The sequence below is a fragment of the Ruminococcus hominis genome (genome assembly GCF_014287355.1).
In the GTDB taxonomy this organism is placed as follows: Bacteria; Bacillota; Clostridia; order Lachnospirales; family Lachnospiraceae; genus Schaedlerella; species Schaedlerella hominis.
Map to the genome: position 1 here is coordinate 1293581 of NZ_JACOPE010000001.1, position 23719 is coordinate 1317299.

The 23719-nt window shown below is 38.5% G+C and carries 29 protein-coding genes; 27 read left to right on the forward strand and 2 right to left on the reverse strand.

Features of this window, described 5'->3' with window-relative positions; translation table 11 throughout:
* The first annotated feature begins 46 nt into the window (after positions 1 to 46).
* From H8S40_RS16085 to H8S40_RS05630, 7 genes are all read left to right on the forward strand, one after another.
* Positions 47 to 139, forward strand: coding sequence for an NAD(P)H-dependent oxidoreductase (locus H8S40_RS16085; RefSeq protein WP_243238191.1), 93 nt, complete (start codon positions 47 to 49; stop codon positions 137 to 139).
* A gap of 1 nt (position 140) precedes the next feature.
* A complete protein-coding gene (gene crcB, locus H8S40_RS05605) occupies positions 141 to 506 on the forward strand; it encodes a fluoride efflux transporter CrcB (protein WP_186864805.1) in 366 nt (121 codons plus the stop codon).
* A gap of 455 nt (positions 507 to 961) precedes the next feature.
* Positions 962 to 1384 carry a 6-pyruvoyl trahydropterin synthase family protein gene (locus tag H8S40_RS05610; RefSeq protein WP_118688140.1) on the forward strand — a complete coding sequence of 141 codons (423 nt, stop codon included), beginning with the start codon at positions 962 to 964 and terminating at the stop codon, positions 1382 to 1384.
* Positions 1385 to 2035, forward strand: coding sequence for a putative 7-carboxy-7-deazaguanine synthase QueE (queE, locus tag H8S40_RS05615; protein ID WP_186864806.1), 651 nt, complete (start codon positions 1385 to 1387; stop codon positions 2033 to 2035).
* A 17-nt stretch (positions 2036 to 2052) separates the two neighbouring features.
* A complete protein-coding gene (gene queC, locus H8S40_RS05620) occupies positions 2053 to 2736 on the forward strand; it encodes a 7-cyano-7-deazaguanine synthase QueC (RefSeq protein ID WP_186864807.1) in 684 nt (227 codons plus the stop codon).
* Positions 2737 to 2747: 11 nt separating this feature from the next.
* The gene (gene queF / locus H8S40_RS05625; protein ID WP_118310058.1) at positions 2748 to 3230 is read left to right on the forward strand and encodes a preQ(1) synthase; all 483 of its coding nucleotides are present in this window, start codon (positions 2748 to 2750) and stop codon (positions 3228 to 3230) included.
* A gap of 25 nt (positions 3231 to 3255) precedes the next feature.
* Positions 3256 to 3687, forward strand: a complete 432-nt coding sequence (locus tag H8S40_RS05630; protein WP_186864808.1) for a flavodoxin family protein — start codon at positions 3256 to 3258, stop codon at positions 3685 to 3687.
* Between the two features lie 118 nt (positions 3688 to 3805).
* On the opposite strand, the gene hcp is transcribed toward H8S40_RS05630, so the two are convergent.
* Both hcp and H8S40_RS05640 read right to left on the reverse strand, forming a co-directional pair.
* The gene (gene hcp, locus H8S40_RS05635; RefSeq protein ID WP_186864809.1) at positions 3806 to 5410 is read right to left on the reverse strand and encodes a hydroxylamine reductase; all 1605 of its coding nucleotides are present in this window, start codon (positions 5408 to 5410) and stop codon (positions 3806 to 3808) included.
* A 17-nt stretch (positions 5411 to 5427) separates the two neighbouring features.
* A complete protein-coding gene (locus tag H8S40_RS05640; protein ID WP_186864810.1) occupies positions 5428 to 6147 on the reverse strand; it encodes a 4Fe-4S binding protein in 720 nt (239 codons plus the stop codon).
* A gap of 98 nt (positions 6148 to 6245) precedes the next feature.
* Here H8S40_RS05640 and H8S40_RS05645 point away from each other — a divergent pair, with 98 nt between their 5' ends.
* The 20 genes from H8S40_RS05645 to H8S40_RS05740 all read left to right on the forward strand — a co-directional run bounded on the left by H8S40_RS05645 (position 6246) and on the right by H8S40_RS05740 (position 23715).
* A complete protein-coding gene (locus tag H8S40_RS05645) occupies positions 6246 to 6938 on the forward strand; it encodes a Crp/Fnr family transcriptional regulator (protein ID WP_118688135.1) in 693 nt (230 codons plus the stop codon).
* 66 nt (positions 6939 to 7004) lie between these two features.
* Positions 7005 to 7496, forward strand: a complete 492-nt coding sequence (locus H8S40_RS05650; protein ID WP_005341360.1) for an HD domain-containing protein — start codon at positions 7005 to 7007, stop codon at positions 7494 to 7496.
* Between the two features lie 62 nt (positions 7497 to 7558).
* Entirely contained in the window at positions 7559 to 8038 is a 480-nt protein-coding gene (locus tag H8S40_RS05655; protein WP_118737066.1) for a GNAT family N-acetyltransferase, read from the forward strand.
* 118 nt (positions 8039 to 8156) lie between these two features.
* The gene (locus tag H8S40_RS05660) at positions 8157 to 9686 is read left to right on the forward strand and encodes a putative DNA modification/repair radical SAM protein (RefSeq protein ID WP_186864811.1); all 1530 of its coding nucleotides are present in this window, start codon (positions 8157 to 8159) and stop codon (positions 9684 to 9686) included.
* Positions 9686 to 10453 (forward strand): TIGR03915 family putative DNA repair protein, encoded by a 768-nt coding sequence (locus tag H8S40_RS05665; RefSeq protein WP_186864812.1) that lies wholly within the window; start codon positions 9686 to 9688, stop codon positions 10451 to 10453. The genes H8S40_RS05660 and H8S40_RS05665 overlap by 1 nt, the downstream gene beginning before the upstream one ends.
* A gap of 148 nt (positions 10454 to 10601) precedes the next feature.
* Positions 10602 to 11519 carry a 5'-nucleotidase gene (locus tag H8S40_RS05670; protein WP_186864813.1) on the forward strand — a complete coding sequence of 306 codons (918 nt, stop codon included), beginning with the start codon at positions 10602 to 10604 and terminating at the stop codon, positions 11517 to 11519.
* A gap of 149 nt (positions 11520 to 11668) precedes the next feature.
* Positions 11669 to 13189: a putative basic amino acid antiporter YfcC gene (yfcC, locus tag H8S40_RS05675; RefSeq protein WP_186864814.1), complete on the forward strand. Its 1521-nt coding sequence runs from the start codon at positions 11669 to 11671 to the stop codon at positions 13187 to 13189.
* A 32-nt stretch (positions 13190 to 13221) separates the two neighbouring features.
* Entirely contained in the window at positions 13222 to 14370 is a 1149-nt protein-coding gene (gene iadA / locus H8S40_RS05680) for a beta-aspartyl-peptidase (RefSeq protein WP_186865625.1), read from the forward strand.
* Positions 14371 to 14702: 332 nt separating this feature from the next.
* Entirely contained in the window at positions 14703 to 15125 is a 423-nt protein-coding gene (locus tag H8S40_RS05685) for a MarR family winged helix-turn-helix transcriptional regulator (protein WP_186864815.1), read from the forward strand.
* Positions 15126 to 15168: 43 nt separating this feature from the next.
* A complete protein-coding gene (locus tag H8S40_RS05690; protein ID WP_186864816.1) occupies positions 15169 to 16452 on the forward strand; it encodes a cytidylate kinase family protein in 1284 nt (427 codons plus the stop codon).
* A gap of 153 nt (positions 16453 to 16605) precedes the next feature.
* Positions 16606 to 17484 carry a LysR family transcriptional regulator gene (locus H8S40_RS05695; RefSeq protein ID WP_186864817.1) on the forward strand — a complete coding sequence of 293 codons (879 nt, stop codon included), beginning with the start codon at positions 16606 to 16608 and terminating at the stop codon, positions 17482 to 17484.
* Positions 17485 to 17612: 128 nt separating this feature from the next.
* A complete protein-coding gene (locus H8S40_RS05700) occupies positions 17613 to 18083 on the forward strand; it encodes a flavodoxin (RefSeq protein WP_118737046.1) in 471 nt (156 codons plus the stop codon).
* A gap of 28 nt (positions 18084 to 18111) precedes the next feature.
* Entirely contained in the window at positions 18112 to 18879 is a 768-nt protein-coding gene (locus H8S40_RS05705; RefSeq protein WP_118737045.1) for a carboxymuconolactone decarboxylase family protein, read from the forward strand.
* A 12-nt stretch (positions 18880 to 18891) separates the two neighbouring features.
* Entirely contained in the window at positions 18892 to 19755 is an 864-nt protein-coding gene (locus tag H8S40_RS05710) for an aldo/keto reductase (protein ID WP_118724712.1), read from the forward strand.
* A gap of 434 nt (positions 19756 to 20189) precedes the next feature.
* Positions 20190 to 20402 carry a DUF6219 family protein gene (locus H8S40_RS05715; RefSeq protein WP_118724713.1) on the forward strand — a complete coding sequence of 71 codons (213 nt, stop codon included), beginning with the start codon at positions 20190 to 20192 and terminating at the stop codon, positions 20400 to 20402.
* A gap of 3 nt (positions 20403 to 20405) precedes the next feature.
* A complete protein-coding gene (gene bcp / locus H8S40_RS05720) occupies positions 20406 to 20861 on the forward strand; it encodes a thioredoxin-dependent thiol peroxidase (protein ID WP_118724714.1) in 456 nt (151 codons plus the stop codon).
* The gene (yaaA, locus tag H8S40_RS05725) at positions 20861 to 21613 is read left to right on the forward strand and encodes a peroxide stress protein YaaA (protein ID WP_186864818.1); all 753 of its coding nucleotides are present in this window, start codon (positions 20861 to 20863) and stop codon (positions 21611 to 21613) included. Before bcp ends, yaaA begins: the two co-directional genes overlap by 1 nt.
* Positions 21614 to 21841: 228 nt before the next feature.
* Complete coding sequence (locus H8S40_RS05730; protein WP_118724716.1) at positions 21842 to 23095, forward strand: HD-GYP domain-containing protein; 1254 nt, start codon at positions 21842 to 21844, stop codon at positions 23093 to 23095.
* Complete coding sequence (locus H8S40_RS05735; RefSeq protein ID WP_240576926.1) at positions 23085 to 23390, forward strand: MerR family transcriptional regulator; 306 nt, start codon at positions 23085 to 23087, stop codon at positions 23388 to 23390. The genes H8S40_RS05730 and H8S40_RS05735 overlap by 11 nt, the downstream gene beginning before the upstream one ends.
* A gap of 13 nt (positions 23391 to 23403) precedes the next feature.
* Entirely contained in the window at positions 23404 to 23715 is a 312-nt protein-coding gene (locus H8S40_RS05740) for a Fur family transcriptional regulator (RefSeq protein WP_186865626.1), read from the forward strand.
* Positions 23716 to 23719 lie beyond the last annotated feature (4 nt).

Below are 23719 nucleotides of genomic sequence, written 5' to 3' on the forward strand. Positions count from 1 at the left end.
TGTGGATGGGACTATCAGAATTTTTTGATTATTTGGAGGTAATTCAATGAATATATTGTTGATTCATGGAAGCCCCAAGGGGAAGCACAGCAATTCTTTAAAGCTTGCAAGGGCATTTATCCAAGAGGAGAGAAAGTAAAATGGTGAATTGTATTATAGTTGGAATGGGAGGATTTTTTGGAGCGATAGCTCGTTATCTAATTGGGATGATTCCGATAAATCCGCAAAGTGGATTTCCTATAAAAACATTACTGATTAATATTGTAGGAGCATTTTTAATAGGGGTTGTAGTAGCTATTGGAGTAAAGAAAGACTGGAATCCGCAATGGATTTTATTTTTAAAAGTTGGCATTTGTGGAGGGTTTACAACATTTTCTTCTTTTGCATTGGAAACGAATCAACTATTGGAACGAGGTGCAGTTTGGTGGGCAATGCTTTATGTTGTATTGAGTGTAATCGGAGCAATGTCAGCAGTGTATATATCGCAGTACGTAGTGATAAGATGAAGAGTTGAAAAAACAGGCGGATTAACCGCCTGCTGTTGACATGCAATTTATTGTCAGATTATTTGTACTGAAAATTCACTCAAGAAAATAATATATCATGAGTGCATTGTATATCTCTTGGCTCTGATATCTGTTTGTAAAACTCTTTCCCGTAGTAACAGTTCACCCGAAGGCTGAACTGTTACATAACTTATCTTAATACGAAAAATCAATTTGACAATCTGGCTTTCTGTGGTATAATTTTCATGCTGTGAAAACAGCCGACAGTTCATTTGTACCTTCCTGTCGAAAAATAAAACCGGGGCTAATCATGAGGATTTTAGGCTCTGCGTGCGAAGATGTACGCAGAGCTTTTTGTATATTAGATATGGATTTTCTGATATATAAAAACTGCTCCATTTAGGATGCATAGCTCTTAATAGGTACATACATTTCACATAAAGGAGAGTTGAAATATGTATTATTTACAAACAAAAGCCAGTTTTGATGCAGCACATTTTCTATGGAAATACGAAGGAAAATGTAGAAACATCCACGGACATCGTTGGAATGTTGTTGCAAAAATCAAGAGTCAGGAGTTAGAACAAGAAGGACAAACACGAGGAATGGTAGTGGATTTTGGTAATCTGAAAAAAGACCTGAAATTACTTTGTGATTACTTTGACCATAGTCTGATTTACGAGACAGGATCTCTGAAAGCAGAAACAGTAGCTGCACTTCAGAATGAAGATTTCCATTTGGAAGAAGTCTCATTTCGTCCTACAGCAGAAAATTTCGCATATTATTTCCACAAAAAATTAACGGATTTAGGGTACGTAATTCATTGTGTGGAAGTATATGAGACACCTAATAATTGTGCAGTTTATGAGGAAGAGTAGATGAAAGTAGTAGAGAAATTTACCAGTATTAACGGGGAAGGCGTGTGTGCAGGAGAACTGGCAGTTTTTGTTCGTTTTAAAGGGTGCAACCTGCGATGCAGTTATTGTGATACGATGTGGGCTAATGAACCTGAGTGCCTGTATAAAGAGGAAACACCGGAAGAAATTTTAAATTATGTTCTTGGAACAGGAATTCATAATGTGACACTGACAGGAGGAGAACCGTTGTTGCAAAAAGACATCAGGGATTTAATCCATCTTCTTTTACAAGCGGGACTGCAAGTTGAAATTGAGACAAATGGAGCAGTCGATTTGGCTGCATTTTGTGAAGAGCGTCCGGTATTTACGATGGATTATAAGTTGCCATCAAGCGGGTGCGAAGAATATATGATAACAAAGAACATGGAACTTCTTGGAAAGGATGATACTGTAAAATTTGTATCTGGCAGTCAGGAAGATTTATTAAAAGCATTGGAATTGATTCGGTCTTATGATCTGACAAATAGATGTCATGTTTATCTTAGCCCTGTTTTTGGAGCAATAGAACCGGTGCAAATAGTAGAATTTATGTTGAAACATCGATTGAATGGTGTGCGGTTGCAGATACAGATGCATAAAGTGATCTGGGATCCCGATGAACGGGGAGTATAAATAGTGAGGTGATAGAGATGAAAGCATTAGTTCTTTTTAGTGGAGGAATTGATTCAACAACGGCATTGGGACTGGCAATCAAAAAATATGGGAAAGACCAGGTTATTGCTCTTTCGGTTTCCTATGGACAAAAGCATGATAAAGAAATTAAAGCTGCAATAGCAGTTGCCCAATATTATGGCGTGGAGCATTTGTTCCTGAATTTAAGTAAGATATTTCAATATAGTAACTGTTCACTGCTTCAACAGTCTACAGAAGACATTCCGGAGGAGAGTTACGCAGAACAGATTTCAAAAACAAATGGCGATAAACCAGTAAGCACATATGTACCGTTCCGAAACGGATTATTTCTTTCTTCGGCGGCAAGTATTGCACTGAGCAAAGACTGCGAAGTAATTTATTATGGAGCTCATGCAGATGATTCTGCAGGTTTTGCATATCCGGATTGCTCACCGGTATTCAATCAGGCTATGAATGAAGCAATATGGGAAGGCTCTGGACATCAGCTTAAAATAGAAGCACCTTTTGTTAATGTATCCAAAGCCGAAGTGGTAAGGATTGGATTAGAACTGGGAGTCCCTTACGAGTTGACCTGGTCCTGTTACGAAGGTGGAGAGAAGCCTTGCGGAAAATGTGGAACATGCATTGATCGTGCAGCGGCATTTCAGGCAAATCATATGGAAGATCCGGCGTTGAGATAGAGGAGGAAGAGATGAGAGAAAAAGAAAATTTAACACTATTGGGAAATCAGCAAACAGAGTACAGTATGGATTATAATCCATCCGTATTAGAGGCATTTCAGAATAAACATCCTGAAAATGATTATTTTGTCAAGTTTAACTGCCCTGAATTTACAAGCCTGTGTCCGATTACCGGACAGCCGGACTTTGCAACGATCACGATTTCGTATGTTCCGGATGAACGGCTTGTGGAGAGCAAATCCTTAAAATTATATTTGTTCTCATTTAGAAATCATGGAGATTTTCACGAAGATGTGATTAATATAATTATGAAAGATTTGGTCAAGCTTCTCAAACCAAAATATATTGAAGTATGGGGAAAATTCCTTCCGAGAGGAGGATTGTCCATTGATCCGTATTGTAATTACGGAAAGCCGGGTACAGATTGGGAGCAGGTTGCCTGGAATCGCATGAGTAATCATGATATGTTTCCGGAGAGGGTTGATAATCGGTGAGAGTTGTTATAAGAAAGGAACACAAATGAGAAAAGCAATTGTATATGCATCTGTGCATCATGGAAATACAGAAAAATTAGTAAAAAGCATAGCAGAAGAGTGCCGTGTTGATTTGATTGATGTTGTAAAACAGCCAGATGCAGATCTAGGCAGTTATGATATGATTGGATTTGCATCAGGAATCTATTTTTCGAAATTTCATCAGTCGATATTAGATTTTGCAGAGAAGAATCTGCCAGACAACAAAAAGGTGTTTCTGCTTTGTACTTATGGCGGAAGTGCAAATTATAAATCCATAGAGCAGATTTTACACAAGAAGCATTCTAAAGTGTTTGGAAAATTCGGATGCAAGGGTTATGATACATTTGGTCCATTTAAATTGGTTGGCGGAATTGCAAAAGGTCATCCAGATGAAGACGACATAAAAAATGCAGTTGAGTTTGTAAATGGATTGTAAATATTAGCTCCAGTATTTTGAGGTAAAAAAAGAAACAGAAGTAATCTGATCATAAAGCCGATGCAGGATTTTTGAATCCTGTATCGGCTTCGTTGATTCCACAGAGATTTGAAGAAATTTATTTGTTGTAATTCATCAGTGTTTTGATGTCTTCTTCCGGCGTGGTGATAGGTGCTATACCGTAATTTTCTACCAGAAAATTCAAAATATTAGGAGACAAAAATGCCGGAAGAGAAGGACCAAGACGAATGTTCTTGATACCCAGGTGTAAAAGTGTTAACAGGATGCAGACGGCCTTCTGTTCGTACCAGGAGAGAACGAAGGAAAGCGGAAGTTCATTTACGGAGCATCCAAATGCATCTGCAAGTGCTACAGCAACCTGAATCGCACCATAAGCATCATTACACTGCCCCATATCCATCAGTCGCGGCAGACCACCGATTTCTCCAAGATCGAGATCGTTGAAACGGAATTTTCCGCATGCCAGAGTAAGGACAATACTGTCAGAAGGTGTCTGTTTTACAAATTCTGTGTAATAGTTTCGTCCAGGTTTAGCACCATCACAGCCGGCAACCAGAAAGAAATGACGGATTGCACCTGATTTTACTGCTTCAATTACAGTGTTTGCATGGGACAGGATGGCTGCATGACCAAAACCGGTTGTCACTTTTGTACCGCCATTGATGCCGGTGAGTACCTGATCTTCCTTGTAACCACCAAGTTCCAGCGCTTTTTTAATAACCGGCGTAAAATCTTTCTTCTCATCAATATGAACAGCACCGGGGAAGGCAACCATTTCTGTTGTAAATACTCTGTCAGCATAACTGCTTTTTGGTGGCATCAGACAGTTGGTGGTGTAGAGAATCGGAGCTGGAAGATGATCAAACTCTTTTTGCTGATTCTGCCATGCGGTTCCAAAATTCCCTTTTAAGTGTGAGAATTTTTTTAAGAGTGGATAGGCATGGGCAGGGAGCATTTCGCCATGAGTATAGATGTTGATTCCCTTGCCTTCTGTTTGTTCAAGTAAAATCTGCAGGTCTTTCAAATCATGTCCGGTTACAACAATAAATGGTCCCTTTTCTATTGTAAGAGTAACATTGGTTGGTTCTGGTGTCCCATAGGTTTCTGTATTTGCCTTATCAAGAAGTGCCATACACTTCAGGTTGATTTCTCCTACTTTTAGTACTGTAGGAAGCAGTGCATCTGCACTTTCTTCATAACCAATCTTAAATAATGCTTCACAGAAGAATCGATTTACTTCAGTATCTTCATAATTCAGAACATTTGCATGATAGGCATAGGCAGCCATTCCGCGAATTCCGAAAAGAATCAGAGACTTCAAAGAGCGTATATCTTCGTTGGCATTCCACAGCTGTTGCATATCGTATTCGTCTGTTTTACCGCAAGGTGACTGACATTTGCTGCAGTCAGGAACTAGTCTTTCTTTCTCAGCTCTGACTTTTTGTATCATGTTTTCAATTGAGGCATCGTCAAAATTTACATTTGTAACTGTGGTAAACAGCCCTTCAATTATGACCTGTCCGGTTCTTTTGGAAATAGCTGTTGTACTATCGACAGCTCTTGCAAGACCAACCAAGGCACCTGTCAGTTCATCCTGTAATCTGGCTGTATCTGCCTTTTTTCCACAGACACCGGCATTTCCTGTACATCCGGCGCATCCGATGGTCTGCTCACACTGAAAGCAAAACATTTTCTTATCCATTATTGTATTCTCCTTTTTTATTCTATAGTTTTCCCATCAATACTTATTGTTATAACCTGCCATGGTAAGAATTTTCCACTATCCTGAAGCGCCTTTTTTGCTGCCATTTCCAGACCACCACAGCAAGGAACTTCCATTCTTACAATTGTTACACTTTGAATGTTGTTATTTTGAATAATTGCAGTCAATTTCTCGCTATAATCTACCTGATCTAATTTAGGACAGCCGATTAATGTTACCTTATTCCGAATAAAATCCTGATGAAAGCTTGCATATGCATAAGCAGTACAATCGGCTGCAATCAATAGTTTTGCGCCGTTAAAATATGGGGCACTTACAGGTGCCAGTTTAATCTGTACTGGCCAGTTCTGAAGTTTTGATAGCTGCTCTACGCTTGGAGCTGATTTTATGGTTTCAGGTGTTTCGAATCGCTGAATTTGCATACTTCTAGAACCAGGACAGCCGGTGTGTGTAGACATTGCCTGATTTTTGGCAAATACTTTTTTCTGCGCTTTTTTTACGGCTTCTTCATCATATGCAGGAGCCTCTCTTTCTTCAAAAGAAATGGCTCCTGTAGGACATTCCGGGAGACAATCACCAAGCCCGTCACAGAAATGTTCTCTTACCAATTCTGCTTTTCCGTCAATGATATCAATGGCACCTTCATGACAGGCATCTGCACAGGCACCGCATCCATTACATTTTTCTTTATCAATTCGAATAATCTTTCTTATCATTTTTACCCTCCGTCTATAGCATAAAATTTTTATTTCTGTTAGAATCATAGTATAATAAATGCAACTTGTATGTTTGATTTCCAACAGGAGGAACAATTTTGAAAAAATTTTTACCTATTTTAAGGAACAGTCCTTTCTTTAAAGGTCTTACTGATGACGAAATATTATCCATATTGCACTGTGTAGAGGCAACAACAGTTTCAAAAGAGAGAGATTCTTATATTTTCAGAGCAGCAGATTCTACAGAAGTAATGGGACTTGTGGTGTCAGGCTGTGTTCTTGTTATCCAGGAAGACCTCTGGGGGCATCGCAATATTTTATCAAAATGTCATGCCGGTGATTTTTTCGGAGAACCATATGCGGCAAGTCCGGGTGCTGTTTTGAATATCAGTGTGGTAGCAGATGAGGACTGTGAAATTATTTTCCTAAATGTCCAGAAGCTTCTGGTTACTTGTCCAACTGCATGCGAGCATCATCAGAAGTTGATCCGTAACCTGGTCAGTGTCCTGGCAAATAAGATACTGATCTTGAACGATAAGATCACACATGTTGGCAAGCGAACGACAAGAGATAAACTATTGTCATATCTGTCAGCCGAATCCATCAGACATTCATCTTTATCCTTTGATATTCCTTTTGACCGGCAGCAGTTAGCAGATTATCTTTGTATTGACCGTGCAGCAATGTCTACGGAAATATCAAAGTTACAAAAAGAAGGTTTTATAAAAACAAATCGAAATCATTTTGAATTAATGGTTTCTAATGATGTGGATTCAACAAGGAAAATGTGATGTATATCAAGGAAAATATAGGATTAATTTGAGAATTATTATAATGTGCAAGAGGAGGAATTTTAGATGATAAATAAATTACATTTAGCAATGATTGAGTTATATAGAGGAGATTCAAAGAGAATTCAACATTTTTGTAAAGTGCATAGTTATGCAAAATTGATAGCAGAAACGGAAAATGTAGATAAGAAATGTTTGTTTACCATTGAAGCAGCAGCTTTGACACATGATATTGGAATTCATTTCTGTGAAGAAAAATATGGTGATTGCAATGGAAAACTACAAGAAAAAGAAGGTCCTGCAATAGCAGAAAAGCTGCTTAGAAAATTAGGATTTGAACAAGAGGTATCTGAGCGTGTGCAGTATTTGATTGCACATCATCATACGTATAATAATATTGATGGTATAGATTATCAGATATTGGTAGAGGCTGATTTCCTGGTCAATATTATGGAAGATGGTTTATCGAAAGAAGCGGCTTTAAAAGCCTATCATAATATTTTCAAAACATCATGTGGAAAAATGATTTGCAGGGAAATGTTTGATATAACAAGATAGAGCATGATAAACGAACAGTAGATAAATGTTTTGCAGAAGAATGAGAATGGATGGAGGTAAAAATGATTATTAGAAAAGCGAAAGAAAAAGATATTCCGAGAATTTTAGAGTTATTAGAGCAAGTGTTACAAATTCATGCAGATATAAGGCCTGATATTTTTATTCCGGGCACGACCAAATATACGATAGACGAATTGAGAGAGCTTTTGAAACATAAAGAAAAGCCAATATATGTTGCGGTGGATGAGGATGATGTTTGTGTAGGATATGCATTTTGTCAATTACAAGAGCAACCTTTTTCAAACAACATGGTTCCGTTTAAGACGTTTTTTATTGATGATCTTTGTGTCAGTCAAGAGGTTCGAGGTCAGCATGTTGGCGAAAGTCTGTTTGAATATGTAAAAAATGAAGCGAAACAGATAGGGTGCTATGAAGTGACATTGAATGTATGGGCAGGAAATACTCCAGCAGAGAAATTTTATGAAAAAATGGGAATGCGAACGAAAGAAAGACAAATGGAATATATATTAGTAGAAAAATAATATGCAGAAATAGAAAACATGGAAATAAGACTATTACGATATTTTTTCGAATGATCATATACAAACATTTGTTCGAAAAACACTTGCATTACCGAACGAATGTTTGTATAATGAAAATATGAATACAGATATTAGGAATAGTAATTATACAACACAAGAAAAGCTGCAGATTCTTGCTGACGCAGCAAAATATGATGTGGCATGTACATCAAGCGGGTCAAGCCGGCGGGGAAAGAAAGGAGAGCTCGGCAATGCAGAGGCATGCGGCATTTGTCATAGTTTTGCGGCAGATGGCAGATGTATCTCCTTGCTTAAGATTTTAATGACGAACCATTGTGCTTATGATTGCAAGTATTGTATTAATCGCAAGAGCAATGATGTAAAGCGGGCTACTTTTACTCCGGAAGAAATCTGTGACTTAACAGTAGAGTTTTATAAGCGTAATTATATCGAGGGTCTGTTTTTAAGTTCCGGAATCTTAAAGAATCCGACTTATACGATGGAGAAGATGTGCGAGACGTTATTGTTGCTTCGGACGAAATATCATTTCAATGGTTATATTCATATCAAGACGATTCCGGGAGCTTCGGACGAGTTACTTGCAGCAGCAGGTTATCTTGCAGATCGTATTAGTGTCAATCTTGAATTACCAACGGAAGAAGGATTGCATATGTTGGCTCCGAATAAGACCATGAAGAACATTCTGAATCCTATGGGGAAGGTGCAGAGTACGATTGCATCTCATAGAATGGCAATTGGAAAGTCAGCTTATATGGAGCGAAGTGGTGGGAATAAGTTTTTGAATGCAGGTATTTTTTCTAATGCTTCGAAAAAGCATTTTTCTGAGTGCTTGAATGCTCAGAAGAATGATACAGCAATTTCTCAAGATTCTCAGATGAATCGATTAGAGTCTTATAAAAGATATACCTCACTGGATCATGCACTGACATGGGAGAATGCGAATCAATTGGCACCGCGTGACATGTCGCAATTGAAGCGCAGTTTCGCTCCAGCCGGACAGAGCACGCAGATGATCATTGGTGCGACAGGTGAGAGTGACTATACGTTGTTGCAGACGACTCAGGCATTGTATCAGGGGTTTGATTTGAAACGTGTCTTTTATTCAGCATACATTCCTTTGAACGAAGACAAGGTATTGCCGGAGATCGGAACGCCACCACCGCTTTTACGTGAGCACAGATTATATCAGGCTGATTGGCTGCTTCGATTTTATGGGTTTCAGGCAGGAGAATTATTGTCTTTAGAGCAGCCGAATTTCAATGAAATGATTGATCCGAAGTGCGATTGGGCATTGCGCCATTTAGAGCAGTTTCCGGTAGAAGTAGAAAAAGCAAATTATGCTACACTGCTTCGTGTTCCGGGAATCGGGCCTAAATCAGCGAGTCGTATCACCTATGCAAGGCGCTATGGCAGACTTGATTATGATAGTCTAAAGAAGATGGGAGTAGTATTAAAGCGTGCACATTATTTCATCACGTGTGGTGGGAAACAGTTGTATCATACTCCTATTGAGGCATCTTATATTACGCGTCAACTAATTAATGTAGACAAGAAGGATATATGGAACACACAACATGTGAATGAGTCGTTTACTCAGATGACGTTGACAGATTTTGGAGTATGCTAATGAAGATTTTTACTTGTAAAGACCGTTTGGAAGATATCATGACCTGTATCTATGATGCTTGGTCTGAAGCCTTGCGGATTGGCCATGACCAAATACAATTAAAGAAAGAACCAGTATTTCAACAAACGATATTTGATGAATATATTCATATAGACCAAGATCTTTCCAAAGCAGAAAAGGTAATTCGTTCGATTCGGAGAGAGATTTCGGATGAGGCATATCTGAATATCTATCTGGCGACTTTGTCTGTTGAGGAAGATGCACTGCAGGCAATTTATAATTTCCTTCGTGTCGGATTCAAAACTGGAGAGAGTGTACTACAGCAATATGCGAATCCGTATGTGATGCGGATACTGGAATTGCGTCGTAAAGTGTCCAATGAGAGCCATCATTTTAGAGAGTTTGCACGATTTGAGCGGTTGAACTCAAGCAATGTTTATGTCAGTCATCTAGAGCCGAAAAGTGATGTCATTATGCTGGTAGGCAGACATTTTGCAAATCGTATGCCTTCAGAGCATTGGATGATTATAGACGATAATCGCAAAACGGCCTGTGTTCATTCAAAAGACGGAGAGAACTACCTGCGATATCTGACAGATGAAGAATTTCAGACATTGAGAAAGACAGAAGATTACGAGGATGAGTATACAGATATGTGGAAGACCTTCTTTCAAGCGATTGCGATAGATGAACGAAAGAATTATGTATGTCAGCGTAATTTATTTCCGTTGTGGAAAAGAAAACATGCAGTGGAATTCAAAAAATAGATTGGAAATTTGTTGATATTACAGTAAGAATTTATAAAAACATAATCTTTTCTTGTATATTTTTACTTGTAACTCGTAAGGTGGAAACGTATAATGTAAGAAAGTTGTGATTGATATACGATTCTTTTCATGAACGGAGGTTATTAAAATGCCGTATGATTTATCAAAACCTCTTGTAATAGGGATTAGTTCAAGAGCTTTATTTAATCTTGAGCAGGAGAATAAAATATTCGAAGAACAAGGTGTTGAAGCATATGAAGCTTATCAGGTAGCACATGAGAATGAGATTCTTCAAAAGGGTGCAGCATTTCAATTGATCAAAGCATTTTTAGAGCTGAATAATACAGAATTTGGAAGACTGGTGGAAGTGATTATTATGTCTCGAAATAATGCCAATACATGTCTTCGTATTTTTAATTCTATACAGCATTATGGCTTGGATATTACGAGAGCTGCGTTGACAAGCGGTGCAGAAATAGCTCCTTATTTAAAGGCTTTTAAGACAGACTTGTTTTTGTCGGCGAATTCAGATGATGTACAGTCGGCAATCAATGATGGGATTGCTGCAGGTCGTATTCTTACGGGTGAAGCACATGCTGATCCGAAGCAAAAGATTGATCAGATCCGTATTGCTTTTGATGGAGATGCAGTACTATTTTCTGCTGAATCTGAAAAGATTTTCCAGAAGAATGGAATACAGGCATTTGAAGAGCATGAGAAAGCAAATGCGAACACGCCGATGGCGAAAGGTCCTTTTGCTAACTTCCTGACAAAACTGTCTTATGTGCAGCAGATGTTTAAAGAAAAAGATATTCAGCCGATCCGAACAGCACTTGTCACATCAAGAAATGCTCCTGCGCATGAACGTGCAGTGAAAACACTTCGCAATTGGGGTGTATCCATTAATGAAGCATTTTTCCTTGGTGGGGTCAGCAAGACAGAAGTGCTTGCAGCATTTGGGGCACATATCTTTTTTGATGATCAGGATATACATACAGAGCCAGCTTCGGCGGTTGTTCCGGCGGCAACAGTGCCTTATCGGGATGGAGATAATCCGAAAGAGTAAAACGCTTTATAGAGCCAAATCCCACCTTTAGGTGTATAAAAATACAAGAAAATAACATAAAATTGATGAAATATGTAAATTTTTAGTTAGATTTTGAGTATTCTATGGTACACTGATATAGCATATCAAAAATGGGAGGAGACTCAAAAATGAGCAAAAAAGAAGGAAAAGGGTTAAAGTCTTTTAACAAGGGATTTCAAGTGCCTGACACCTACATTATTATTTTTCTGGTAGTTGTTGTCGCAGCACTTCTGACTTTCCTTGTACCAAAGGGATTTTACGAAACACAGGATATTTCGTACATGATCAATGGTGTTGAGAAAACCCGTACAGTAATCAAAGACGGAAGTTTCCAGTATCTGACAGACGATGCAGGGAACGTAGTAACGGAAGGAGTAGCACTTTTTAGCGGAGATGGCGGAACAGGATTCTTTAATTATATGTATAACGGAATCGTAAGCAGTTCTGCAATCGAGATTATCGCATTCCTTATGGTTGTAGGTGGTGCATTTGGTATCATGATACGTACCGGTGCAATTGAATCCGGACTGATCGGATTGATCCGTAAGGCAAAGGGAGCCGAGAAACTGCTGATTCCAGTACTTTTCGTACTGTTTTCTCTTGGGGGAGCAGTTTTCGGGATGGGAGAAGAAGCACTTCCGTTTACTATGATTCTTTGTCCATTATTTGTAGCAGTTGGATATGATTCAGTTATCGCAGTTCTTGTTACCTATGTTGCAACACAGATTGGTTTCGGTTCATCTTGGATGAATCCATTCTCGGTAGGTATTGCACAGGGTATTGCAGGTATTGATGTATTCTCCGGGGCAGGATTCCGTATGGTAATGTGGGTAGTATTTACAGCACTTGGCTGTGGAATGACTATGTTCTATGCATCAAAGATCAAAAAGACTCCGACGATCTCAATCGCATATAAGACGGATTCATATTTCCGTGAGCAGAATGAAAAAACAGGAATTGACGAAGGACATTCATTTGGTGTTGGACACATTTTAGTTCTTTTGACACTGGCTGCTACAGTAGTATGGGTAATTTGGGGAGTTATGACTCAAGGATACTATATGCCAGAGATTGCTACACAGTTCTTCATTATGGGAATTGTTTCTGGTGTGATTGGAGTTATCTTTAAGCTGAACGATATGAGATTGAATGATATTGCAACTTCTTTCAAAGATGGAGCAAAAGACCTGATCGGTGCAGCACTTGTTGTTGCTATGGCTCAGGGTATCATGCAGGTTCTTGGTGGATCTGATCCGACAACACCTACAGTTATCAATACAATTATGTATAATATTTCAAATGCACTGTCTGGAGTTTCCGGAGCAGTTGCAGCAGTACTTATGTATCTGTTCCAGTCCATATTCAATTTCTTTGTTGTATCCGGAACAGGACAGGCTGCGATCACAATGCCAATCATGGCTCCATTGTCAGATCTGTTAGGTGTTTCACGTCAGACAGCGGTAGTTGCATTCCAGCTTGGTGATGCATTTACAAACCTGATCGTTCCTACATCCGGATGTCTGATTGGATCTCTTGCGATTGCAAAGATTGAGTGGTCTAACTGGGTTAAATTCATGTGGAAATTCCTTGGCGTCTTAATGATAGGTGCAATCATTACAATTCTTATTGCAGTTGGAATTGGATTCTAAAATATGCATTTGGTAATTGGGAGTGATTTATGATGAAATTAATTCAGAATATTGATGTTTATGCCCCAAAGCATCTGGGGAAAAAAGATGTACTTACAATCAATGATAAGATTGTCAAGATTAAAGATGCAGGTTCTATATCCGCAGACGGATTTCTTTCTGAGGCAGAAATAATCAATGGAGAGGGGTTGCTTTTAACTCCAGGATTCATTGATAGTCATGTTCATGTACTCGGAGGCGGTGGCGAAGGCGGATTCGCCAATCGTACTCCGGAAGCAACTATGGAAGGAATTACGAAGTTTGGAGTAACAACAGTTGTTGGCTGTCTTGGAACAGATGGAATCGGCCGTGATATGTGCGCACTGGTTGCAAAGACAAAAGGATTGAATGAGCAGGGAATGTCTGCATACTGTTATACAGGCAGTTATCAGATTCCGGTTCGTACGTTGACTGACAGTATTGTAAAAGACATTATGATGATTCAGGAAATTATTGGAACCGGAGAAATCGCGATCTCTGATCATCGTTCTTCACAGCCGACTTTTGAGGAATTTACACGTGTTGTTGCGGATACGAGACTTGGTGGTGTTCTTTCCGGGAAAGCTGGTATTGTAAATGTTCATCTTGGCGACAGTCCGAGATGCTTAGATCTTATTGAGCGAGTAGTAGATGAGACAGAGATACCGGCTTCTCAAATCCTGCCAACACATATTAATCGAAATGAGATGCTTTTTGGCAAGTCGATTGAGTATGCACTAAAAGGCGGAGCAGTAGACTTTACCGGAAATGAAGATATTGATTATTGGGAAACTATCTGTGATGAGGTACGTGTATGCAATGGCATCAAACGGATGTTAGATGCAGGTGTAAATCCTGACCGCATGACAATTTCTTCTGATGGACAGGGAAGCCTTCCTATGTACAGTAGTGATGGCGAATTCCTTGGAATGGGCGTTGGACAGTCCAGCTGCCTTCTGAAGGAAGTAAAGGAATGTGTATTTAAAACAGAAATTCCTTTAGAAATAGCTATTTCTACAATTACATCAAATCCAGCAGATATTCTTCGTCTTAAAGGAAAAGGTAAGATTGAAGAAGGCTATGATGCTGATCTTTGTATTCTTGACCAAGAACTTCAGCTTGTTGAAGTAATTGCAAAAGGGAATACAGTTTATACAAAATAAAGAGTCAGGTCTTATCGCGACGAAAAACGTTGGCTAGAGAGCTGGCTTGGTGACTATATGAAGTTCCATCAGACCGCTGATGGTAAGAAAGTATTTTTGTCAATCGATAGCAGGGTAACCAGGCACAATCCGCTTTGTTTTGGAACTGGATGCAACATGATAGAAAAGCTGTAAGATTTTGAAAAGAAAATCTTATGGCTTTTTTTTGCAAACGAATAGAAGAGGAAAAAGTTATTGACATACACTACAAATATAGTTATAATTCTAAATATTCGAATTATAATTGTTTGAATTATAAGCATTATATAATAAAAGAAGGAGATGAATAATAAATGGATGATTCTTTTCACTACATGTCTATGATAAACCATATGACCATCCAGAAAAAACTAATGGAACAGCTGAAAGATACAGGACTTACCTTGGGACAGCCCAAAGTATTGGATTACCTGAAAGATCACGATGGTGTCAGCCAGAAAGAGATTGCGGCAGGATGTCTCATCGAGGCAGGATCTTTAACGTCCATTTTGAACCGTATGGAAGAAAAAGACCTGATTGAAAGAAAAATGCTCAATGGAAACCGTCGTACTTTTCATATTTTTATGACAGAAACCGGAAAGAAAAATCAGAAGCTTGTGGAGGAGGCTTTTAAAAAAATAGAAAAAACTGCATTAAATGGTATTTCCGAAGAAGAGCAGAAGCTGTTTATGGAAATTTTTTGCCGGATCTACCGAAATCTTGCAGATATGAAATGAGCTGACGATAAAAAACTATGAAATGAGGAGAAAATAAAAAAGAATGGAGACACTAAAACGATATTTAATATTTCTGGTGGGATTGTTTGTAAACTCCCTGGGAGTCAGTCTGGTCACAAAGGCAAACCTAGGAACATCCCCGATTTCATCAATTCCTTACGTATTAAGTCTTAATTTTCCATTTACACTTGGAAATTTTACCATCTTTTTCAGTATATTTCTGATCGTACTGCAGCTGATTATTTTGAGAAAGAACTTTAAATTGGAACACATCCTTCAGATTCCGGTATCCATCATATTTGGATATTTTATTGATTTTGCCATGATTCTTTTGTCCTGGGTCAATCCGGAAGAGTACCTCATGAAGATTGTATATCTTCTTATCGGATGTCTGATTCTTGGCGTAGGTGTATATATGGAGGTCTTGGCAGACGTTGTCATGCTTCCAGGAGAATCTTTTGTCCGTGCTATTGTTCTTATATGGAAAACAAATTTCGGAACAACCAAGATTTGTTTTGATGTATCCATGTCAGTGATTGCTGCTGTACTTTCTTTCGTATTTGCAGGAAGACTGGCTGGTGTAAGAGAAGGTACCGTTATTGCTGCCCTTCTGGTAGGCTTTATCGCCAGACTCATCGGTAAGAAACTTGCATTCCTGAAAGATATGATTTTCCCGGAAAGTGTATCTGCAGAAAGCGAGAACGAAGCAAAAGAACAGACAGCAGGAATCTATGGAAAAAATGTTATCGCCATTGGAAGACAATTTGGAAGTGGTGGCCATGATATTGGCAAGGTTCTTGCAGAAAAATTGGGATATGATTTTTATGATGCTGAGATTATCCAGATGACAGCAGGAACCACCGGATACACACCGGAATTCGTTAAGAAAAACGAGGAAATCATGACAAATAGTCTTCTCTATGATCTGGTCAATCAGATGTACTTGAATACAGATAGGCAGGATGAAGCGCCGAAGGATAAAATTTTCGAGGCAGAATGTCAGGTTGTACGCAATCTTGCGAAAAAAGGCAACTGCGTGATAGTAGGCCGTTGTGCAGATTACGTTCTCAGAAATTCTGAAAATTGCCTGAAAGTATTTTTTTCAGCGCCTCTTGCGAGCAGAATTAGAAGAGTGGCACAGAGACAGAATATCTCCGAAGGAGAAGCAAAAGCTACGGTTCAGAAAAATGAAAAACTCCGTGCAGATAACTACCGCTATTACACCCGCCGTATGTGGGGTGCAGCCGGAAACTTTGATCTTAGCCTGAATACAGATTTGGGAGAAGAATTTATTGAGAACTGCATCCGCAGTGCTATGAAACTGTAAAAATATATAAAGCCTTATAATATTGGTTGTAAATGATATAGACCCTTAAGGAACAGTTAATCTAAGCGACTGGGGATGGCAGATCGATCCAAAAGTACGTCGTTATATTCTGAATAGAATGAATACAACAAAAAAGTGCAGGAATATAAAGATATGGAATTAAGATTATTACGCTATTTTTTAACAGTAGCAAAAGAACAGAGCTTTACAAAAGCAGCAGAACAATTGCATATTACCCAGCCAACGCTATCCAGACAAATGGCGGCATTTGAAGAGGACCTGGGAATAACATTATTTATTCGAAACGGGAAGAAAATATCACTTACTGATGAGGGAATTCTATTAAAAAGGCGTGCCTTGGAGATCCTCAATCTTGAGGAAAGGACGCTTGAGGAACTGAAAGGAAAAGAAGAGGTTGTAGAGGGAAGTATAACCATTGGATGTGGTGAATTTGCGGCAGTAGAAACATTGGCGAAAATATGCAAAACATATAAAGAAAAATACCCACTGGTTCAGATTGCGCTTCATACTGCAACAGCAGATACGGTGTATGAGATGATGAATAAAGGTCTTGTAGATATTGCGTTATTTCTGGAACCGGTGGACACTGAAGGAATGGATTATATTCGGATTTCGGATTGTGATCACTGGTGTGTCGGAATGCGGCCGGATGATCCGCTGGCAGGAAAAAAGTTTATAAAAAAGGAAGATCTTATTGGAAAACCATTGATCCTGCCGGAAAGAATGAACATTCAAAGCGAACTTGCCAACTGGTTTGGAAAAGACTTTTCAAAACTTCAGATTGCTTTTACAAGTAATCTTGGAACAAATGCCGGAGTCATGGCGGCAAATGGACTGGGGTATCCAATATCAATCGAAGGTGCTGCAAAGTATTGGCGTGAGGATATTCTTGTACAGCGAAGAATTTCTCCTGAAATCACGACAAGCACTGTGATTGCCTGGAGACGAAATATCCCATATTCGCTGGCAATCCGTAAAATGATAGAAGAAATAAATGCTTTTCAGGCATAAAACAAAATTCAATATAAGCATTAGACATAATGAAGTGATAGAGCTTAAAATAGATGTGTAAGATGAATGTAAATCTTATACATCTATTTTTTCTGTGAAAAAATACGTAAGGAAAGAGGTTTTGTATTATGTGTAAAAAATTAGTCGCATTTTTCAGTGCAAGTGGAACAACAAAAAAAGTAGCAGAGATGATCGCAGAGGAAGCAAAAGCAGATTTATTTGAGATTGAGCCGAAGATTCCATATACAAAAGCTGATCTTGACTGGATGGATAAAAAATCCAGAAGCAGTGTGGAAATGAGTGATAAGAAATACAGACCAGAGATTATGAAAAAAGAAATGGATATGAGTTCTTATAATGAGATCCTTCTTGGATTTCCAATCTGGTGGTATGTGGCCCCGACAATCATCAATACATTTTTGGAAACTTATGATTTTAGCGGTAAAAAGATCGTGCTTTTTGCAACATCCGGTGGAAGTGGATTCGGTAATACTATAAAGGAATTACAGCTGTCCGCGCCAGATGCAGTTATCATAGAAGGCAGCATGTTAAATCGTGGAACAAAACAGGAAATCAGTGATTGGGTAAAATCTATATAAATAACAGTGCTATGGAGGGATACATAATATGGGAAAAATAATACAGACAGCAGGAAGAAATGCACTTGGCGAATTCGCACCGGAGTTTGCACATTTTAATGATGATGTGCTTTTTGGCGAAAACTGGAATAACCAGGATATTGATGTAAAAACAAGAACTATCATCACAGTGGTTGCGCTGATGGCTTCTGGAATTACAGATTCTTCTTTAAAATATCATCTTCAAAATGCAAAAAATCATGGTGTAACACAAAAAGAGATTGCTGCAGTGATCACACATGTCGCATTCTATGTAGGTTGGCCAAAAGCATGGGCTGTTTTCAATCTTGCAAAGGAAGTGTGGGAAGCAGGCGAAGGAGATTTGCCATACGAAGAGGAAGCGATGCGTGCGCATGCAAAAGAAATGATGTTTCCGATTGGTGCACCAAATGATGGGTTTGCACAGTATTTTTCCGGCAGAAGTTTTCTTGCACCGATCTCCACTTCTCAGGTTGGAATTTTTAATGTGACATTCGAACCTGGATGCAGAAATAACTGGCATATTCATCATGCAAAAAGTGGGGGAGGACAGATCCTGGTATGTGTTGCCGGAAGAGGATATTATCAGGAAGAAGGGAAAGATGCTGTAGAAATAAAGCCAGGCGACTGCATCAATATTCCGGCAGAAGTGAAACACTGGCATGGCGCCGCATCGGATGAATGGTTTTCACATCTGGCAATAGAAGTTCCGGGCGAAAATAGTTCCAATGAATGGCTTGAACCGGTAAGTGATGAAGAATATAGAAAACTAAAATAGGAGGTAGATGAAATGTTTGATAGAAGTATTGTATTGAATAATGGAGTGACAATTCCACAGCTTGGTCTAGGAACATGGTTTATTGATGATGATAAGGCTGCTGACACTGTAAAAGCAGCAGTAGAGATTGGATATAGACATATTGACACTGCACAGGCATATGGAAATGAGCGTGGCGTTGGTGAAGGAGTAAGAACCTGTGGTATTCCGCGTGAGGAGTTGTTTGTTGTATCAAAGGTTGCCGCGGAGCATAAGACATATGAAGAAGCGATGGCAGGAATCAATGAGACGCTTGAAAAGATGGGACTGGATTATCTTGATATGATGATTATTCACAGTCCACAGCCATGGGCAAAGGTTAATCAGTGCGAAGACAGATACGTAGAGGGAAATCGAGCAGCATGGAAAGCTCTTGAGGATGCTTATAAGGCAGGAAAACTTAAGGCAATCGGAATTTCCAATTTTCTGATTGAAGATATTGTAAGTCTTCTTGAAACAGCAAAGATTAAGCCAATGGTAAATCAGATTCTTCTTCATATCAGTAATACACCAATGGAGTTAGTAGAATATTGCCAGAAGAATAATATTGTTGTAGAAGCATACTCACCAATTGCTCATGGTGAAATATTAAATCAACCGGAGATAACTACGATTGCAAAGAAATATGGTGTGACTGTTCCACAGCTCTGCATTAGATATACTCTTCAGCTTGGTGCCATTTCTCTGCCAAAAACAGGTAATCCTGAACATATGAAGAGTAATGCAGAACTAGATTTTGAAATTAGTGCTGAAGACATGGAACTGTTAAAAAATTTTAAGAAAATTAAGAGCTATGGTGACAGTGGAATCTTCCCTGTTTATGGCGGAAAGATGTAGGAAATTTAACAAGGAACTGCTAATAAGATTTGATAGTAACTTAAAAAAGAATCACCATCTAGCAATAATGAACCAAAATAATAGGAGAAAGGGACTTTCTGTTTTAAGACCAGAATATATCATTCTTTTTAAAGCAAAAGCGAAAAAGATTTAGGCGAAAAGTGGATTCGTAATTCTCAGAAGAGTGTGGTTAAATGCCACACTCTTCTTTGTGTGTGTGGCATAAATGGCAACAGAGGTAGCTAAGAAAAACGCAATACGACAAGGTATTATGGAAGAGACTCCTGCATTTACTTATGGACAATAGGATAACAATACATAGTTTTAACCATGATATTCTGAAAAATTTATAGGAATGCACTATTATCAAATTGACATAGGAATATGGTAGCGTATAATTAGAATTGAATACACTGAAAAAATGGAGGAATTACATGAAAGCGCATAAATATTGGTCAGTAGGAGCATTGATCACAATGCTTGGAACTTTTTACACTGGATATAAAAAGCAAAAATCAAGTCACAAATACTTTGCTTTAAGTTCTATGTTATGTATGGTAATGGCGATATATACAGGTCATAAAATGATTACCGGGAATAGGAAGAAAAAGGCGAATAAAGAGAAAGATACAGAAAGTGAGGGATAAATAATGTTGGAAGTAGGGGTTAAGGCACCGGATTTTGAGTTGCCAGATCAAAATGGGAAAATACATAGATTATCGGATTATATAGGAAAAAAAGTGATTTTGTATTTTTATCCAAGGGATAATACACCAGGATGTACGAAGCAGGCATGTGGTTTTTCCGAGAGATACCCTCAGTTTACCGAAAAAGGTGCAGTTATTCTTGGAGTCAGTAAGGATTCTGTAGCGTCTCACAAGAGATTTGAGGAAAAATATGGATTGGCATTTACACTTTTAGCAGATCCAGAGCGGAAAGTTATTGAAGCTTATGATGTATGGAAAGAAAAGAAAAATTATGGCAAAGTCTCTATGGGAGTAGTAAGAACCACATATCTTATTGATGAACAAGGGATTATTATAAAGGTAAATGATAAAGTCAAGGCTGCAGATGATCCTGAAAATATGCTTAAGGAATTAGATTAATGAAGATAATATTATCCCCTGCTAAAAAGATGATTACAGATACTGACAGTATTGAACCGGATGCATTGCCTGAATTTATTGAAAAGACGACAGAGATACAAAGCTGGTTGAAAAGTAAGTCAAAAGAGGAACTGAAAGGCATTTGGAAATGTAATGACAAGATTGCAGAACAAAATTTCAATAGATTGAGAAATATGAATCTTTATCAGATGCTCAGTCCGGCTGTTTTATCATATGAAGGAATTGCTTTTCAATATATGGCACCATCTGTGTTTGAAGATATGCAGCTTGAGTATGTGCAAAATCATTTGAGAATATTGTCTGCATTTTATGGTGCTCTGAAACCAATGGATGGTGTGACACCTTATCGTTTGGAAATGCAGGCAAAGATCAGGATTGGAGATGCCAAAAATCTGTATGAGTACTGGGGTGACTTGTTATACCGATCAGTAATAGATGACAGCAGGATTATCATTAATCTTGCATCAAAAGAATACTCAAAATGTATAGAAAAGTATTTGACACCACAGGACAGATATATTTCGGTTACATTTTGTGAAGTTTCTGGAGATAAAATGGTAACAAAAGGTACATATGCCAAGATGGCTCGTGGTGAAATGGTCAGATTTATGGCAGAAAATAATATTGAGAATCCGCTGGATATTAAGAAATTCGACAGATTTGGTTATTCATTCCGTTCTGATTTATCATCAGAAACTGAATATGTTTTTGAACGAAAAATAGAACAATGATTTAGATTAAAGATGCTCAGCATGGGCATCTTTTAGTAATAATGAGAATTATTACTATATTATTTACAATATAATAATATGATATATAATCCCGTCTTTTATTTGATAATTATGCAGATAAAGATTTGCCTGTTATTTTTGCATAAATAATAATGAAACCTTTTTTATATAAATTTTTTGTGATAAAATAACAGTCAGATATATGATACAGACAGGAGACAAAAGGGTATGAAATTAGATGTTTTGGGATTGTTGGGAGCGTGTTCCTATGCATTGGACTGTGTGGAAGCAGAGTTAGTGCATGTAACATATAAGCATGCGAAGCGTGTTGCATATATGAGTGTCTGCATGGCAGAACAGATGGGAATTCAGGGGGAGAGTCTGCAGGATCTGACAGCCGGTGCGTTGTTACATGATAATGCACTGACTCAATATATTCAGGAAGAATTACACAATGATATTGCAAGTTCAATAGGTTCGGCGATTCCACTGGAGCTGGGAATTCACTGTGCGGCAGGTGAGAAGAACATGAAAGACATTCCATCCCATACGGATATAAAGAATGTCATTTTGTATCATCATGAGAATGCAGATGGAAGTGGACCTTTTGGAAAAAAATGGACAGAAGTACCGGTTTTTGCACGAATTATCCATCTATGTGATCTGCTTGACCAGGTCTGCTGCAGTGATTCTTTTGATTCAGGCACCTGGCAGAATGTAGAAGCATTTCTTCAGGAAATCACAGGTTCTATAGCGGATGAAGAATGTATAGAAGCATTTAGACATGCTTTTTCTGAACAACATTTTCTGTCACTTGGAGAAAAAGATGTGGAGACTCGTTTATGGAACAGAGTGCCGCGTACAAAACAAGATCTTAGCTTTGAACAGATTAAAGTACTGGCGAAATTTTTCGCACGCATCGTAGACTATAAATCACCATTTACGAGTACACACTCCATAGGTGTGGCGGCAGATGCTGAGAAATTATCCAGATTTATGGGATTTGATGAGGAGACAATGCAGAAAATGTATCTTGCAGGAGCGCTGCATGACATTGGAAAGGTTGCCATAGGTAACAAAATTCTGGAGAAGCCGGGAAGACTGACGGATGATGAGTTTGCAGTTATGAAACACCATGCAGCATATACTTATTCTATTCTGTCAGAAATCGATGATTTTGAAGAGATACGTGACTGGGCTGCCTTTCACCATGAAAGACTGGACGGGACAGGCTATCCATTTGGAAAAACAGCTGCTGAATTAAACACACAGGAACGCATCATGGCGTGTGTCGATATTTATCAGGCACTGACAGAAAGCCGCCCGTATAAACAGGGAATGCCACATGAAAAAGCTTACGGTATTTTAAATGATATGGTAGAAAAAGGATGGCTTGATGGAGAAATCGCTTCACAGGTTGATGCTTGTTTTGATCAGAAAATGACAGACATAATTCATGAGGAGAAACAGCTTGGAGAATAAAAAATTATTCCAGATTGGTGATGTGGCAAAAATGTTTCATATCAGTGTTGGCAGCCTGCAGCATTATGAACAGGCAGGTCTGTTGAAACCAGAATACACAGATCCGGAAACAGGCTATCGCTATTATAGTGCACGTCAGTTTGAGGTTTTAAATACGATTCGTTACTTGCGCGTTTTGGATATGCCATTGGGTCAGATTGGAGAGTTTTTGGGAAACAGAGACATCGACGTGATAGAAGATAAGTTGTTAAATCAGAAAAAACTGATAGAAAAAAACGGCGGGAGTTGGAAATAATCGAACGCAAGATATAAAAGCAGCATATCCTACAATCGGAAAAGGAACTGTATATAGAAATCTTGATATATTGGTAGATGAGGGTTCGTTAAGGAAGGTTGAAGTTCCGGATGGAGCGAATAGGTTCGATTTTTCATTGAAAAATCATTACCATGTCAGGTGTACAAAATGCGGTGAAGTTTCAGATGTGGATATGGATGAAATACCGGATTTGCTGGAAAGAATTCATAACACTCATGGAATCGAATTTTGGGATTATGATATTTCATTTAAAGGTATTTGCCCAAAATGCAGGGAGAAGGTAAAGGAGGAAAAAAATGGATAGGAAA

Excerpts from the sequence above, each read along its gene's own strand:
- H8S40_RS05650 (WP_005341360.1), top strand. The coding sequence starts at position 7,005 with ATGATAAATAAATTACATTTAGCAATGATTGAGTTATATAGAGGAGAT.
- H8S40_RS05640 (WP_186864810.1), bottom strand. The coding sequence starts at position 6,147 with ATGATAAGAAAGATTATTCGAATTGATAAAGAAAAATGTAATGGATGC.
- yaaA (WP_186864818.1), top strand. The coding sequence starts at position 20,861 with ATGAAGATAATATTATCCCCTGCTAAAAAGATGATTACAGATACTGAC.
- H8S40_RS05705 (WP_118737045.1), top strand. The coding sequence starts at position 18,112 with ATGGGAAAAATAATACAGACAGCAGGAAGAAATGCACTTGGCGAATTC.
- H8S40_RS05665 (WP_186864812.1), top strand. The coding sequence starts at position 9,686 with ATGAAGATTTTTACTTGTAAAGACCGTTTGGAAGATATCATGACCTGT.
- queE (WP_186864806.1), top strand. The coding sequence starts at position 1,385 with ATGAAAGTAGTAGAGAAATTTACCAGTATTAACGGGGAAGGCGTGTGT.
- H8S40_RS05695 (WP_186864817.1), top strand. The coding sequence starts at position 16,606 with ATGGAATTAAGATTATTACGCTATTTTTTAACAGTAGCAAAAGAACAG.
- iadA (WP_186865625.1), top strand. The coding sequence starts at position 13,222 with ATGAAATTAATTCAGAATATTGATGTTTATGCCCCAAAGCATCTGGGG.
- H8S40_RS05690 (WP_186864816.1), top strand. The coding sequence starts at position 15,169 with ATGGAGACACTAAAACGATATTTAATATTTCTGGTGGGATTGTTTGTA.
- hcp (WP_186864809.1), bottom strand. The coding sequence starts at position 5,410 with ATGGATAAGAAAATGTTTTGCTTTCAGTGTGAGCAGACCATCGGATGC.
- H8S40_RS05670 (WP_186864813.1), top strand. The coding sequence starts at position 10,602 with ATGCCGTATGATTTATCAAAACCTCTTGTAATAGGGATTAGTTCAAGA.
- H8S40_RS05610 (WP_118688140.1), top strand. The coding sequence starts at position 962 with ATGTATTATTTACAAACAAAAGCCAGTTTTGATGCAGCACATTTTCTA.
- H8S40_RS05715 (WP_118724713.1), top strand. The coding sequence starts at position 20,190 with ATGAAAGCGCATAAATATTGGTCAGTAGGAGCATTGATCACAATGCTT.
- H8S40_RS05685 (WP_186864815.1), top strand. The coding sequence starts at position 14,703 with ATGGATGATTCTTTTCACTACATGTCTATGATAAACCATATGACCATC.
- H8S40_RS05655 (WP_118737066.1), top strand. The coding sequence starts at position 7,559 with ATGATTATTAGAAAAGCGAAAGAAAAAGATATTCCGAGAATTTTAGAG.
- queF (WP_118310058.1), top strand. The coding sequence starts at position 2,748 with ATGAGAGAAAAAGAAAATTTAACACTATTGGGAAATCAGCAAACAGAG.
- yfcC (WP_186864814.1), top strand. The coding sequence starts at position 11,669 with ATGAGCAAAAAAGAAGGAAAAGGGTTAAAGTCTTTTAACAAGGGATTT.
- H8S40_RS16085 (WP_243238191.1), top strand. The coding sequence starts at position 47 with ATGAATATATTGTTGATTCATGGAAGCCCCAAGGGGAAGCACAGCAAT.
- queC (WP_186864807.1), top strand. The coding sequence starts at position 2,053 with ATGAAAGCATTAGTTCTTTTTAGTGGAGGAATTGATTCAACAACGGCA.
- H8S40_RS05710 (WP_118724712.1), top strand. The coding sequence starts at position 18,892 with ATGTTTGATAGAAGTATTGTATTGAATAATGGAGTGACAATTCCACAG.
- bcp (WP_118724714.1), top strand. The coding sequence starts at position 20,406 with ATGTTGGAAGTAGGGGTTAAGGCACCGGATTTTGAGTTGCCAGATCAA.
- H8S40_RS05730 (WP_118724716.1), top strand. The coding sequence starts at position 21,842 with ATGAAATTAGATGTTTTGGGATTGTTGGGAGCGTGTTCCTATGCATTG.
- H8S40_RS05630 (WP_186864808.1), top strand. The coding sequence starts at position 3,256 with ATGAGAAAAGCAATTGTATATGCATCTGTGCATCATGGAAATACAGAA.
- crcB (WP_186864805.1), top strand. The coding sequence starts at position 141 with ATGGTGAATTGTATTATAGTTGGAATGGGAGGATTTTTTGGAGCGATA.
- H8S40_RS05660 (WP_186864811.1), top strand. The coding sequence starts at position 8,157 with ATGAATACAGATATTAGGAATAGTAATTATACAACACAAGAAAAGCTG.
- H8S40_RS05700 (WP_118737046.1), top strand. The coding sequence starts at position 17,613 with ATGTGTAAAAAATTAGTCGCATTTTTCAGTGCAAGTGGAACAACAAAA.